The organism is Streptomyces sp. NPDC005492 (assembly GCF_040605995.1).
Classification (GTDB): Bacteria; Actinomycetota; Actinomycetes; order Streptomycetales; family Streptomycetaceae; genus Streptomyces.
In genome coordinates this window covers 42,596-55,848 of record NZ_JBEXDX010000026.1, presented here as the reverse complement: position 1 = coordinate 55,848, position 13,253 = coordinate 42,596, and the positions used below count along the sequence as shown (strand labels likewise).

Genomic DNA, 13,253 nt, shown 5'->3' with positions numbered 1-13,253 from the left:
GCTACGTCATCGGAGACGAGCCGGGGCAAGTGAACGGCATGCGATGGCAGCGGGCTTTCAGGGGCCCGGGGCTCTGATTGATCTGCGGCCACCGCCGCGCGGGTGCGACCAGTCCCCACGGACTCGCAGCCGACCAACACCCCCTGCCCCCACGGCGTTTAGTGCATTCTCCATAAACTCACCGTGAGGTTTCCGCATGCCCAGCGAGTTCTTCATCCCCGACCCCGAGGGTCAAGTCCCCAGCGCCGAGGGCTACTTCGGCGCATTCGGCGGCAAGTTCATCCCGGAGGCCCTCGTCGCCGCCGTGGACGAGGTGGCCGTCGAGTACGACAAGGCGAAGCACGACCCCGAGTTCGCCCGCGAGTTGGACGACCTGCTCGTCAACTACACCGGCAGGCCCAGCGCGTTCACCGAGGTACCCCGCTTCGCGGAGCACGCCGGTGGCGCCCGGATCTTCCTCAAGCGCGAGGACCTGAACCACACCGGCTCCCACAAGATCAACAACGTGCTCGGCCAGGCCCTGCTCACCAAGCGGATGGGCAAGACCCGGGTCATCGCGGAGACCGGCGCCGGCCAGCACGGCGTCGCGACCGCCACCGCCTGTGCGCTGTTCGGCCTCGAATGCACCATCTACATGGGCGAGATCGATACCCGGCGCCAGGCCCTGAACGTGGCCCGGATGCGCATGCTCGGCGCCGAGGTCATCGCCGTGAAGTCCGGCAGCCGCACCCTGAAGGACGCGATCAACGAGGCCTTCCGCGACTGGGTGGCCAACGTCGACCGCACGCACTACCTCTTCGGTACGGTCGCGGGACCGCACCCCTTCCCGGCCATGGTCCGCGACTTCCACCGGGTGATCGGCGTCGAGGCCCGCCGCCAGATCCTGGAGCGCGCAGGCCGTCTGCCCGACGCGGCCGTCGCCTGTGTCGGCGGCGGCTCGAACGCCATCGGCCTCTTCCACGCCTTCATCCCGGACGCCGACGTACGCCTCATCGGCTGCGAGCCGGCCGGCCACGGCGTCGAGACCGGCGAACACGCGGCGACCCTCACCGCGGGCGAGCCCGGCATCCTGCACGGTTCGCGGTCCTACGTCCTCCAGGACGAGGAGGGCCAGATCACCGAGCCGTACTCGATCTCGGCAGGACTGGACTACCCGGGCATCGGCCCCGAGCACTCCTACCTCAAGGACAGCGGCCGCGCCGAGTACCGCGCGGTCACCGACGACGCCGCCATGCAGGCCCTGCGCCTGCTGTCGCGCACCGAGGGCATCATCCCGGCGATCGAGAGCGCCCACGCCCTGGCCGGCGCGCTGGAGGTCGGCAAGGAGCTGGGCAAGGACGGGCTGATCGTCGTCAACCTGTCCGGGCGCGGCGACAAGGACATGGACACGGCCGCACGCTACTTCGGCCTGTACGACACGGACGCCGAAGTGGCGGCCAATTCCGCCGACACCGCCGAGATCGAGGGGGACGCCAAGTGAGCGGCAACATCCAACTGCTGTCCGACACCCTCGCCGCCGCCAAGGCCGAGGGATGCGCCGCGCTCATCGCCTACCTCCCGGCCGGGTTCCCGACCGTGGACGGCGGCATCGAGGCGGTCAAGGCCGCGTTCGACGGCGGCGCCGACATCGTCGAGGTGGGCCTTCCGCACAGCGACCCCGTCCTCGACGGCCCCGTCATCCAGACCGCCGACGACATCGCCCTGCGCGGCGGCGTCAAGATCGCGGACGTGATGCGCACGGTCCGCGAGGCACACGCGGCGACCGGGAAGCCCGTGCTCGTCATGACGTACTGGAACCCGATCGACCGCTACGGCGTCGAGCGCTTCACCGCCGAGCTGGCCGAGGCGGGCGGCGCCGGGTGCATCCTGCCCGACCTGCCCGTGCAGGAGGCGGGGCTGTGGAGGGAGCACGCGGAGAAGCACGGGCTCGCCACGGTCTTCGTGGTCGCGCCGAGCAGTAAGGCCGCGCGGCTCGCCGAGATCACCAAGGTCGGCACCGGCTTCGTCTACGCCGCCTCGCTGATGGGTGTCACCGGCACCCGTGAGTCGGTGGGCGCGCAGGCGCAGGACCTCGTCGAGCGCACCCGCGCCACCACCGACACGCCCGTGTGCGTCGGTCTCGGTGTGTCCGACGCCCGGCAGGCCGCCGAGGTGGCCCGCTTCGCGGACGGCGTGATCGTCGGCTCCGCCTTCGTCAAGCGGATGCTGGACGCGCCGGACGACGCGGCCGGCGTCGAGGCGGTCCGCGCACTCGCGGGCGAGCTGGCGAAGGGCGTGCGCGGACAGGCGTAAAGGAACATTGGTCCCTCGTATGGGTGGACCTGGGACCGGGGAGGCGCGCTGCGCCTCCCCGGTTCGTTCTGCGGGGTGTGAGCGAGAAGAACCGTGACGGAAAGCGCACCGCCCGCGAGCGGCTGGCGGTCGAGCGTGAGAACCAGAAGGCCGCGGAGAGGCGGCGGCGCACGCTGATCGTGGCCGCGAGCGTCGTCTGTGTGCTGGGCCTGGCGTCGGTGATCGGCGTCCTCGCCGCGAACTCCGGCAAGGACGACAGCGGCAGCGGTAAGGCGGGCCCGGTCGTGGCGCCCTCCGGGGCGACCGGCAAGGACAGCCTGGCGATCCAGGTCGGCAAGGACAGCGCGAAACAGACGCTCACGGTGTGGGAGGACTTCCGCTGCCCGGCCTGCCAGGCCTTCGAGACGGCGTACCGCTCGACGCTCCACGAGCTGACCGACTCCGGGCAGCTCAAGGTGCAGTACCACCTGGTCACCATCATCGACGGCAACCTCGGCGGCACCGGCTCCAAGCGCGCGGCCAACGCGGCGGCCTGCGCCCAGGACGCCGGAAAGTTCCGCGACTACCACGACACGCTGTACGAGAACCAGCCCAAGGAGACGGACGACGCGTTCTCCAGCAACGCCAAGCTGATCGAGCTGGCGGGCAAGGTGAGCGGCCTCGACACCCCCGCGTTCCAGAAGTGCGTCAACAGCGGTACGCACGACGGTTGGGTCACCAAGTCCGCCGCCGCGTTCCAGGCCGGCGGGTTCACCGGCACCCCGACCGTCCTCTTCGACGGCAAGAACATCTACGCGGACCAGACGATGACCCCGGCGAAGCTGAAGCAGTTGGTCCAGGCGGCCAACAAGGGGTGAGGTGGCGGGCCGGTTTTCACACCGGCCCGTTATGGAGCCGTAGCCGGGCCGCTTGCCGTGGTCGCGGTCCGGCACGGTAGCGTCGACCCTGCCATGGAACTTGCCTACATTCCCAGCCCGTCGCGCGGGGTCATCCACCTCGGCCCCATTCCGCTGCGCGGCTACGCGTTCTGCATCATCATCGGCGTCTTCGTCGCCGTCTGGCTCGGCAACAAACGCTGGGTCGCCCGCGGCGGCAAGGTCGGGACGGTGGCCGACATCGCTGTCTGGGCCGTGCCGTTCGGCCTCGTCGGCGGTCGCCTTTACCACGTGATCACGGACTACGAGCTGTACTTCAGCGAGGGCCGCGACTGGGTGGACGCCTTCAAGGTGTGGCAGGGCGGCCTCGGTATCTGGGGCGCGATCGCGCTCGGCGCGGTGGGCGCCTGGATCGGCTGCCGCCGCCGTGGCATCCCGCTGCCGGCCTGGGCCGACGCCCTCGCCCCCGGCATCGCCTTCGCCCAGGCCATCGGCCGCTGGGGCAACTGGTTCAACCAGGAGCTGTACGGCCGCGAGACCCACCTCCCCTGGGCGCTGCACATCACGTCCTCGACGGACGGCCGGGTGCCGGGCTACTACCACCCGACGTTCCTGTACGAGTCCCTGTGGTGCATCGGCGTCGGCTTCCTCGTCATCTGGGCCGACCGCCGCTTCAAGCTGGGCCACGGCCGGGCCTTCGCGCTGTACGTCGCCGCCTACTGCGTGGGCCGCGGCTGGATCGAGTACATGCGCGTCGACGACGCCCACCACATCCTGGGCCTGCGGCTGAACGACTGGACCGCGATGATCGTCTTCATCCTCGCGGTGCTCTACATGGTGATCTCGGCGAAGAAGCGCCCGGGCCGCGAAGAGGTCGTCGAGCCGGAGGCACCGGAGGCGGAGACCGCCGCCGACGCGACCGACGGCGACGACAGCGGGGCGGCCCCGGAAGAGGAGCCCAAGGAAGACGCGGACGCCGAGGACGCACCGGAAACGGACGTCACGGAGAAGAAGGACGAGGCCGAGTCGGCGAAGAAGAGCTGACGGCCGGTCCACTGGTTCCATTCCACCGGCTCACTGGTTCTACGACGATGAGGGCGTCCCGTGTCAGACGGGGCGCCCTCATCGCGTGTCAGGTGCGGCGCGCCAGCGTGAGGGTTCGCTGCGCCGCCGCCACCACGGCCGCGTCGATGAACCGGCCGTCGGGCAGGGCCTGTGCGCCCTTCTCGCGCATCGCCGCCTTGATGATCGTCTCGGCCTGTTCGATCTCCTCGGCGGTCGGGAGATAGGCACGTTCGATGACCGGGAGCTGGCGGGGATGGATCGCCGCCCGGCCGAGGAACCCCAGGGCGCGGCCGTGGGCGCAGGAGGCGGCGAGCGCTTCCAGGTCGCGGATGTCGGGATAGACGGACTGGGGCGGCGGCGCCAGGCCCGCGGCCCGGGCGGCGACGACCACCCGCGAGCGGCACCAGTCCAGGCCCTTGTCGTCGCGTACGCCCAGGTCGGCCATCAGATCCGCCTCACCGAGCGTGATGCCGCGCAGAGCGGGGTGGGCGGTGGCGACGGAGTAGGCCCGCTCGATGCCGAGGCCCGTCTCCAGAAGGGCGTACAGAGGGAGGCCGGGAGCCCTTTCCGCCACGGCCACGACCTCCTCGGCGGACGTGACCTTCGGGAGCCGTAGGCCGGACAGGCCCGGAAGGGGTGCGAGTGCCCGGAGGTCGTCCGCCGCCCACGGGGTGTCCAGGGCGTTGACACGGACATGGACGTCGGGCCGAGGCTGCGCGAGGAGTTCCGCCGTGGCCGCGCGGGCGTACTCCTTGCGGTCGGGGGCGACCGCGTCCTCCAGGTCGACGACGACCACGTCGGCGCCTGCGGCGAGGGCCTTGGCGACGATCGGGGGACGGTCGCCGGGGACGTAGAGCCAGGTCAGCGGGTACGCGGTCACAGGACGCCCGCCCGGCGGAGAGCGGCCAACTCGGTCTCGGTCAGGCCCAGTTCGGACAGGACCGTGTCCGTGTCGGCGCCGTGCGGGCGGCCCGGCCAGCGGATGGCGCCGGGGGTGGCGGAGAGGCGGAAGAGGACGTTCTGCATACGGAGGGGGCCGAGCTCGGGGTCGTCGACGGTGGTGATCGTGTCGAGGGCCTGGTACTGCGGGTCCGTCATGACGTCCCGTACGTCCTGGATCGGGGCGACCGCCGCCTCCGCCTTCTCGAAGGCGGCCAGGACCTCGGTGCGGGTGCGTCGCGCGATCCAGTCGCCGACCGCCGCGTCCAGGACATCGGCGTGCCGGGCCCGGTCCGCGCCGGTCGCGAACCAGGGTTCGTCGATCAGTTCCGGGCGGCCGACGAGGTGCATCACGCGTTCGGCGATCGACTGGGCCGAGGTCGAGACGGCGACCCAACTGCTGTCCGCCGTACGGTAGGTGTTGCGCGGGGCGTTGTTCTGGGAGCGGTTGCCGGTGCGCGGCTGGACGTGGCCGAGCTGGTCGTACCAGAGGGGCTGGGGGCCCAGCGCGGTCAGGATCGGTTCGATGATCGCCATGTCGACGACCTGGCCCTCGCCGGTGCGGTCGCGGGCGGCGAGGGCCGTCATCACCGCGTACGCCGTCGCCAGGCCCGCGATCGAGTCGGCCAGCCCGAACGGCGGGAGGGTCGGGGGCGCGTCCGGTTCACCGGTGATCGCCGCGAAGCCGCTCATCGCCTCGGCGAGGGTGCCGAAGCCGGGGCGGTGCGCGTAGGGCCCGAACTGGCCGAAGGCGGTGACCCGGGCGAGGACCAACCGCGGGTTGGCGGCGGAGAGTTCGCCCCAGCCGAGGTCCCATTTCTCCAGGGTGCCGGGGCGGAAGTTCTCGATGATCACGTCGGCGGTGGCGGCGAGGCGCAGGAGGGTGTCGCGTCCGCCCGGTTTCGACAGGTCGAGGGTGATCGTGCGCTTGTTGCGGCCGAGCAGCTTCCACCACAGGCCGACGCCGTCCTTCGACGGGCCGTGGCCCCGGGACGGGTCCGGCTTGGCCGGGTGCTCGACCTTGACGACCTCGGCGCCGAAGTCGCCGAGCATGGTCGCGGCGAGGGGCCCGGCGAAGAGTGTCGCGAGGTCCAGAACGCGCAGCCCTGACAAGGGAGTTGTGGTCGTCTCGGTCATGAGGCGTACTGCTTCTCGATCTCCGGGCGGTACGGCATCGACGCCGTCGCTCCCGGTCGCTGCACGGAGAGCGCGGCAGCCGCTGCCGCCCATCCCAGCGCTTCCCGCGTCGGACGGCCCTCGGCGAGCGCCACCGCGAGAGCCCCGACGAAGGTGTCGCCGGCGCCCGTCGAGTCCACGGCGGTGACTCGCGGTGCGGGGACGGCGAACGGCTCGGTGCCCCGGGCCGCGTACAGAATGCCCGCCGAGCCGAGGGTGATGATCACCTCGGGTACCTGGTGGAGAAGGGCGGCGGCCGCCTCGCGCGGGTCGGTGCGGCCGGTGAGGGTCGTGGCCTCGTGTTCGTTGGGCACCAACAGGTCTACGGCGGCGAGGAGTTCGGGTGGCAGGGGCTGGGCGGGGGCCGGGGTGAGGATCGTCCGGACACCGTGGCGGCGGGCCGCCTCAGCACCGGCGATCACCGCGGCGAGAGGGATCTCCAACTGGAGGAGCAGCGCGTCGGCGCTGGCGATCAGGCCCTCGTCGCCGGGGGCGAGGTGGTCGACGGTGCCGTTGGCGGCGGGGATCACGACGATCGCGTTGCCGCCCTCGTCGTCCACGACGATGTGCGCGGTGCCGGACGGGCCCTCGACGGTGCGCAGATGGTCGGTGTCCACGCCGGAGTGCTCGAAGGTGGACCGGAGTTGGGCGCCGTAGGCGTCGTCGCCGACCGCTCCGATGATGGTGACGTCGGCGCCCGAGTGGGCCGCGGCGATCGCCTGGTTGGCGCCCTTGCCGCCGGGGATCGTGCGGAACTCCCGTCCCGTCACGGTCTCTCCGCGCCGCGGGGCCTTCGCGACGTAGGCGACGAGGTCCATGTTCGTGCTGCCGAGCACGGCGATATGGGTCATGGGCGGGCGGTCTCCTGATGGGTGAGTCGGGCGAGGGTGTCGAAACCGATGCCGTTGAAGTCGCCTACGGAGGTGGCGAGTCGGTTCTTGAGGGGGGTCGTCCAGCGGTCGGGGAGTGCGGCGGGGGTGCCGGCGAGGAGGCCCGCGACGCTGCCGACCGTGGCGCCGTTGGAGTCGGTGTCCCAACCACCCGACACCGCACGGCAGATGGAGCCGCTGAAGTCGCCGTCCGCGTGGGTGAGGGCGGCGACGATCAGGGCGGTGTTGGGGATCGCGTGGACCCAGTGGTGGGTGCGCCCGTGGGTGGTGTGGAGTTCGTCCGCCACGGCGTCGAAGTCCCGGTGTTTCCGGGCCAGTTGGAGAGCGTGCTGGATCGCCTTGGCGAGGCGGGAGGCAGGCGGGACGACCGTCAGTCCGGTGCGCAGGCAGGTGTGGATGTCGTGGGTGCCGGTGGCCGCGTCGGCGATGACGGCCGCCGTGAACATCGCCGCGTAGACGCCGTTGGCGGTGTGGGTGAGGGTGGCGTCGCGGTGGGCCTGTGCGGCAGCCGCGCCCGGGTCGCCGGGGTGGGTCCAGCCGTGGACGTCGGCGCGGATCAGGGCGCCGATCCACTCGCGGAACGGGTTGCGGTGACGGGCCGTTCGCGGGGGTTCCAGGCCGGAGAGCAGATTGCGGTAGGCGATGCGCTCGGCGGTGAAGGTGCGGCCGGCGGGGAGTTCGTCGAGCCAGAGCTTCGCCACGTCCGCAGTGGTGAAGTCCTTGCCGTGGCGCTGTAGCAACAGGAGGTTCAGCAGGGGGTAGTTGAGGTCGTCGTCCTCGGGCATGCCGTCGATGTTCTCGGCGAGGGAGGTGGGGGCGGAGCGGCGGTTCCAGGGGTGGGCGGTGAGGAGTTCGGCGGGGACGCCCCGGGCGGTGAAGTACGAGGTGAGGGGCCAGTTGCCGGTGGCTCGGGCGAGTTGGCGGATGCCGTCGAGGGTGATCTTCTCGACGGGTTTGCCGAGCAGACAGCCGACGGCCCGGCCCAGCCAGGCGGCGTGGAGGACGGCGGGACGGGGCGGGGAAGTGGCTTGTGCTGTGGGCCAGTTGGGGCAGAGGGCTCTGATCCTCGCCAGGTCGGTCGGCTCCTGTTCCGCCAACCTGCTGGGCAGATCGGCCAGTTCGTCGAGGAGGTCCTCGGCGAGCAACCGGAGGTAGCGGGTGGTAGGTCCGGGCGAGGCTCCCGCCCGGGCCGGTGCCTCCGCGCCCCCCGCCGCCCGCCAGCGTGCCGCGATCGCCGACGGCTCGCGCCCGTCCTGGGCCGCCTGGCGCAGCTCGTGGCCGAGCAGGTCCTCCGGCTGGACCCAGGTCAGTCGGAGCACCGCACTCCTCCGATCGCGGTGAACGCCGCCTCGTGGGCCCGGCGTCGGCGGACGTCGCGCGCGAAGACCTCGCGGGTGACGGCGGTGAGGGTCGTCGCCGGTTCCCAAAGGTCCAGGCGGCTGGCCTCGGCGACCGACTTCGACCAGTCCTGCGGGACCGGCGAACCCAGGGCGCCGGCCACCGCGCCCGCCATGGTCGCGATCGAGTCGCAATCCCGGCCGTAGTTCACCGAACCCAGCACCGCGTGGCGGTAGTCGCCGCCGGAGACGACCAACATGCCCAGGGCGACGGGGAGTTCCTCGATCGCGCGGGTGCGGGAGGGGCGGCGGGCGTCAAGGGAGGGGGCGCGGTAGTCGGGGCCGACCGTGTCGTACGGCGCGACCGCCTCCCGCAGGGGGACCAGCGCCGACTCGAAGTCCGAGTGACGGGACGCCACTTCACAGACCTTCTCGATCGCCGTACGAGTGCCGTCCTTGGCCAGTGCCAGGCAGGCGGCCACCACCGAGTCCGGACTCGCCTCCGGTGCGCAGGCCGCGGCCACCGCCGCCGCGAAGACACCGGCCGCCTCACGGCCGTACGACGACTGGTGGGCGCCCGCGATGTCGAGGGCTTCCGCGTAAGCCCCCGCCGGATGGGCCGCGTTGACGAGACCGACCGGTGCCATGTACATCGCGGCACCGCAGTTGACGATGTTGCCGACGCCGGCCTCGCGGGGGTCGACATGGCCGTAGTGGAGGCGGGCCGCGAGCCACTTCTCGGCGAGGAAGACACGTTGGAGGGGGATGGCCTCCGACTCCAACTCCGGGATCCAGCGCGGGTTCGTCATCAGGTCGGGGACCAGGTGGTCGGCGATCGCGAACGCGTCGAGGTGGTCGCGGACGGTCGCGTAGACCCGTACCAGAGCGTGGGTCATCAAGGTGTCGTCGGTGACGTGGCCGTCGCCCTTGTGGTACGGCGCGATGGGGCGGGCGGTGCGCCACGCGTCGCCGTTCCAGGGGCCGACGATGCCGTGCACGCGACCGCCGTGCCGTTCGAGGATCTGGTCGGGGGAGTAGCCCTCGACGGGACCGCCGAGGGCATCGCCGACCGCGGCACCCACGAGGGCTCCGGTGATCCGGTCCTCAAGGCTGCTATCTGGTTCTTTGGGCGTCATGCCCCGAATCATCCTCCTGGTGGGGCCGGTTGCGTGGCTTCCAGGAGTTCGGCGAGTTCTACGAGATCGGTGCCGGTGAGGCGGGGGAGGGCGCAGCCGGAGAGGGTGCGGCAGGCGTCCCGCCAGGTGGCGGGGATTGCTTGTCCGCCGCTCAGTGCTCCGGTGAGGGCGCCGGCGAGGGCGGGCGCGGAGTCGGCGACGCGGGAGAGGCAGGCCGCGGCGGGGACCGCTTCCGCGATACGGCCGCGGGACGCGGTGGCGAGGGCGAGGGCGACCGGGACGGTTTCGGCGGCGGCGATGCCGTAGCTGTAGACGTGGTCGACGATCTGGTGTTCCAGGAGGGGGATCAGGGCGAACGCGCTGTCGCTGTCGCGCGCGAGTTCGAGCGCGTGGCGGGCGTTGCGGCCGATCTCCGTGGCTTCGGGGAGTTCGGCGAGGGCGGCCGCCACGCAGTCGTCCACGGTGGCGCCGATCAGGGCGAGTGCGAGGGCTGCCGCCATGGCCCTGGCACCGTGGACGCCGTCGCCGTCCTGGGTGTAGCGGGCGTCGAACTCGGCGAGGGCGGCGGCGAGTTGGGGGTCGCCGGGGTGCGCCACCGCGAGGACGCAGGCCCGTACGCAGGCGGCGTCGTCGAAGTAGTGCGGGTTGTCGTGGCCGGTCGCGGGTGGGCGCAGACCGGCGGCGAGGTTGCCGAGTCCGGCGCGTACGGAGATGCGGGCGCGGAGGGGGAGCACGGCCGACTCGACCTCTGGCGCCCGGTCCGCCGCGGCGGCGACTTCGCTGGCAATGGCGTTCCAGGTGAGGTCGATCGCGGCTCTGGTTCGGCGTTCCCTGCTGAGGTCGCCGAGGACGGTGTCGTCGCCGGCCCGCAGCACGGCCTCCGCGGCGAAGGCCGCCCACTCGGCGTCGTCGGAGGGGCCGAGGCGTAGGGGCTCGGGGGGTTGGTTCAGGGCGATGGGGACGGGGAGTGTCGTGGTCGCGTTCTGCTCGGCGAAGGTGTCGAGTTCGCGAGTGAGGCGCCGCGTCCACTCGGGCATACGAGCGGCCCGGTGCCTCGCCGCGGGCCAGCCGGCGGCATCACCTGCGGCGAGGCCTAGGAGGAGGCCTTCGATGCGGCGGGGTTTGTTGTCGGGTGCGGGTGGCGCCAGTAGGGCCGACAGGTCAGGTGCAGGTCGCGCCAGCAGTCCCAACTCGCTCTCCGTGTCCGCGAGTTCGAGCACCCTTGCCTGTCCCGTGACCCCCGCCTGCCTTCCCCGTGCCTCCCCGTCCTCACCGTGCCTCACAGCTCCGCCTCCTCCTCGTCCGCCGCCAGCACGTACTCCGTCCGATCCGATACCGGACTCACCGCGCCCCACTTCCCGCCCTCCCCTGGCACCAGCAACTCCGCGATGTCCAGGACGTGGTGGCCCGCCATCGCGGGCAGACAGCTACCCCGTGCCGGACCGATCGCCGTCGCCCAGTCGGGCGGGATCGAGGACGCGCCCCGGGTCGCGCCGGCCAGGGCGCCTGCAACCGCCGCTGTCGTGTCCGCGTCCCTGCCCATGTTGACGGCGGTGAGGACGGAGTCCACGAAGTCGCCGTCCGCCGCCGCGTAGGCGCCGAAGGCGAGGGCGACCGCCTCGGGGGCCAGGTCGGTCCAGGGGTAGCCGCCGATCACGACCGCCGAGCGGACCGCTCGCTCGCCTCGGTGGGCGACCGCCACCGCTCGGCGCAGGGAGCGGGCCGTCCAGGAGTCGTCCGGGACTACCGCGAGGGCCGATGCCACCACCGCGATCGTGGGGGCGCCCGCCATCGCCGCCGCGACACCCGCCGCGACCGCCTGGCCGCCGTAGATGCCCTCGCCGTCGTGGCTCACCGAGCCGTCGATCGCGACCAGGCGGGCCGCCTCGGCCGGGCGGCCCGCCGCGAAGACGCCGAAGGGGGCCGCCCGCATGGCTAGGCCGTCGCTCCAGGCGTGGCGGTGCTGGGCGGAGATGGGGGCGGCCAGGCCTCGGCGGAGGTTCTCCAGCGTGCCGCGTTCGCTGAAGCCCGCGCCCCGGAACTGGCCCTCGTCCCGGTCGGCGATCCACTCGTGCCAGGCCGACTCCACATGGGAGGGGGTGAGGGCCGAGCCGTGCCGGGCCAGCAGCAGGCCGGAGAAGATCGCGTACTCGGTGTCGTCCGTGCCCGCGGGGTGCTCCGCCACGTATCCCGTGATGCGGCCCCAACGGGCGCGGATCTCCGAGGGTTTCATGTTCTCCGCCGGTGCCCCGAGCGCGTCCCCGACGGCCAGGCCGAGCAACGCGCCGCGTGCCCGTTCGCGGAGATCGGTGGCGTTCTCGGGCGCCGGGACCGGGGGAATGCAGGCGATCGATGCCATACGCGGCCTCTCCTACGGGGTTCCCGCTAGAGCGCGGAACCCTTTGCGGATGTCTCCCACGGGAGGCCTTCCGCAGAGCCCGCCCCAGGGCAAACGTCACCCGGTCGACATCTGATGGGGCAACGGCGCGGATGAGCGTTCGAGGGTAAAGGCGCTGGTTAGCGCAGCCTTTCCTTGCTGGCGAGGGGGAAATGAACGGCGTAGGTTTGGTGTTGTCGAAGAGTAGAAGATGTCTAAACTTAGCCTTACCTAAGGATTTTGGGGGAGCCGGCATGGCCATCATCGAGACCGAGGCGACGCTTCACGAGGCGCACCGCGACAACCACACCCACCGCGATGTCAACGGCGGTTGGCTGCGGCCCGCGGTGTTCGGTGCGATGGACGGTCTGGTCTCCAACCTCGCCCTGATGACCGGTGTGGTGGGCGGTGCCGTGAGTCATCAGACCGTCGTCATCACGGGGTTGGCCGGGCTTGCCGCCGGTGCCTTCTCCATGGCGGCCGGTGAGTACACCTCCGTCGCCTCCCAGCGCGAGTTGGTCGAGGCCGAGCTGGATGTCGAGCGGCGGGAGCTGCGCAAGCACCCGGAGGACGAGGAGAGCGAGCTGGCCTCCCTGTATGAGAGTCGTGGCGTCGAGGCCGGGTTGGCCCGTGAAGTCGCCCGGCAGCTCTCGCGCGACCCCGAGCAGGCCTTGGAGATACACGCCCGCGAGGAGCTGGGGATCGACCCCGGTGATCTGCCTTCACCGCTCGTCGCCGCCGTGTCGTCCTTCGGCTCGTTCGCGCTGGGCGCGCTGCTTCCCGTACTGCCGTTCCTGCTCGGGGCGACCACGCTCTGGCCTGCTCTGCTGCTCGCGCTGATCGGGCTGTTCGGCTGTGGTGCGGTGGTGGCCCGGGTGACCGCGCGGACCTGGTGGTTCAGCGGGCTGCGGCAGCTCGCGCTGGGCGGTGCGGCGGCCGGTGTGACGTACGCCCTGGGCACAGTGTTCGGAACGGTCGTAGGATAGGTCGACGCGCACTTATGCGATGGGCCGCATAAGTAGCCGTTACTCGCTGGTTTCGAACGCTTAACCACCGGGCATGAGCCGTAAGCGCTGCGGGCAACGACGCCTGTGGCGCACCCGCGGGATGGGCGACGCCGCTCCCTCTGCCCCGGACCGACGGACATCGATCTGTCCGCTTTTGGT

General features: G+C 71.7%; 12 protein-coding genes. 5 read left to right on the top strand and 7 right to left on the bottom strand.

The annotated features are described in order from the left end of the window. The first annotated feature begins 196 nt into the window (after positions 1–196). The 4 genes from trpB to lgt all read left to right on the top strand — a co-directional run bounded on the left by trpB (position 197) and on the right by lgt (position 4,211). Positions 197–1,480 (top strand): tryptophan synthase subunit beta, encoded by a 1,284-nt coding sequence (gene trpB / locus ABZT04_RS29410; protein ID WP_356060004.1) that lies wholly within the window; start codon positions 197–199, stop codon positions 1,478–1,480. Then, positions 1,477–2,292, top strand: a complete 816-nt coding sequence (trpA, locus tag ABZT04_RS29405; protein ID WP_356060003.1) for a tryptophan synthase subunit alpha — start codon at positions 1,477–1,479, stop codon at positions 2,290–2,292. Before trpB ends, trpA begins: the two co-directional genes overlap by 4 nt. 77 nt (positions 2,293–2,369) lie before the next feature. Beyond that, on the top strand, positions 2,370–3,149 hold the full coding sequence (locus ABZT04_RS29400; RefSeq protein ID WP_356060002.1) for a thioredoxin domain-containing protein: 780 nt from the start codon (positions 2,370–2,372) through the stop codon (positions 3,147–3,149). A 93-nt stretch (positions 3,150–3,242) separates the two neighbouring features. Beyond that, positions 3,243–4,211: a prolipoprotein diacylglyceryl transferase gene (lgt, locus tag ABZT04_RS29395; RefSeq protein WP_356060001.1), complete on the top strand. Its 969-nt coding sequence runs from the start codon at positions 3,243–3,245 to the stop codon at positions 4,209–4,211. Between the two features lie 88 nt (positions 4,212–4,299). Here the strand turns inward: lgt and ABZT04_RS29390 are convergent, their stop codons facing one another. The 7 genes from ABZT04_RS29390 to ABZT04_RS29360 form a co-directional block, all read right to left on the bottom strand. Further along, positions 4,300–5,112: a CoA ester lyase gene (locus ABZT04_RS29390; protein WP_356060000.1), complete on the bottom strand. Its 813-nt coding sequence runs from the start codon at positions 5,110–5,112 to the stop codon at positions 4,300–4,302. Next, positions 5,109–6,308, bottom strand: coding sequence for a CoA transferase (locus tag ABZT04_RS29385; RefSeq protein WP_356059999.1), 1,200 nt, complete (start codon positions 6,306–6,308; stop codon positions 5,109–5,111). Before ABZT04_RS29385 ends, ABZT04_RS29390 begins: the two co-directional genes overlap by 4 nt. Further along, positions 6,305–7,198, bottom strand: coding sequence for a ribokinase (rbsK, locus tag ABZT04_RS29380; RefSeq protein ID WP_356059998.1), 894 nt, complete (start codon positions 7,196–7,198; stop codon positions 6,305–6,307). Before rbsK ends, ABZT04_RS29385 begins: the two co-directional genes overlap by 4 nt. Then, the gene (locus tag ABZT04_RS29375) at positions 7,195–8,556 is read right to left on the bottom strand and encodes an ADP-ribosylglycohydrolase family protein (RefSeq protein ID WP_356059997.1); all 1,362 of its coding nucleotides are present in this window, start codon (positions 8,554–8,556) and stop codon (positions 7,195–7,197) included. The genes rbsK and ABZT04_RS29375 overlap by 4 nt, the downstream gene beginning before the upstream one ends. Continuing rightward, complete coding sequence (locus ABZT04_RS29370) at positions 8,544–9,710, bottom strand: ADP-ribosylglycohydrolase family protein (RefSeq protein WP_356059996.1); 1,167 nt, start codon at positions 9,708–9,710, stop codon at positions 8,544–8,546. Before ABZT04_RS29370 ends, ABZT04_RS29375 begins: the two co-directional genes overlap by 13 nt. Before the next feature lie 8 nt (positions 9,711–9,718). Beyond that, positions 9,719–10,870, bottom strand: coding sequence for an ADP-ribosylglycohydrolase family protein (locus ABZT04_RS29365; protein WP_356060058.1), 1,152 nt, complete (start codon positions 10,868–10,870; stop codon positions 9,719–9,721). Positions 10,871–10,989: 119 nt separating this feature from the next. Continuing rightward, positions 10,990–12,069 (bottom strand): ADP-ribosylglycohydrolase family protein, encoded by a 1,080-nt coding sequence (locus tag ABZT04_RS29360; RefSeq protein ID WP_356059995.1) that lies wholly within the window; start codon positions 12,067–12,069, stop codon positions 10,990–10,992. 272 nt (positions 12,070–12,341) lie between these two features. On the opposite strand from ABZT04_RS29360, the gene ABZT04_RS29355 reads away from it, so the two are divergent. After that, a complete protein-coding gene (locus tag ABZT04_RS29355; RefSeq protein WP_356059994.1) occupies positions 12,342–13,073 on the top strand; it encodes a VIT1/CCC1 transporter family protein in 732 nt (243 codons plus the stop codon). Positions 13,074–13,253 lie beyond the last annotated feature (180 nt).

Bases quoted from the DNA above. Each gene is read 5' to 3' on its own strand.
- trpB (WP_356060004.1), top strand. From the start codon at position 197: ATGCCCAGCGAGTTCTTCATCCCCGACCCCGAGGGTCAAGTCCCCAGC.
- lgt (WP_356060001.1), top strand. From the start codon at position 3,243: ATGGAACTTGCCTACATTCCCAGCCCGTCGCGCGGGGTCATCCACCTC.
- ABZT04_RS29385 (WP_356059999.1), bottom strand. From the start codon at position 6,308: ATGACCGAGACGACCACAACTCCCTTGTCAGGGCTGCGCGTTCTGGAC.
- rbsK (WP_356059998.1), bottom strand. From the start codon at position 7,198: ATGACCCATATCGCCGTGCTCGGCAGCACGAACATGGACCTCGTCGCC.
- ABZT04_RS29370 (WP_356059996.1), bottom strand. From the start codon at position 9,710: ATGACGCCCAAAGAACCAGATAGCAGCCTTGAGGACCGGATCACCGGA.
- ABZT04_RS29360 (WP_356059995.1), bottom strand. From the start codon at position 12,069: ATGGCATCGATCGCCTGCATTCCCCCGGTCCCGGCGCCCGAGAACGCC.
- ABZT04_RS29355 (WP_356059994.1), top strand. From the start codon at position 12,342: ATGGCCATCATCGAGACCGAGGCGACGCTTCACGAGGCGCACCGCGAC.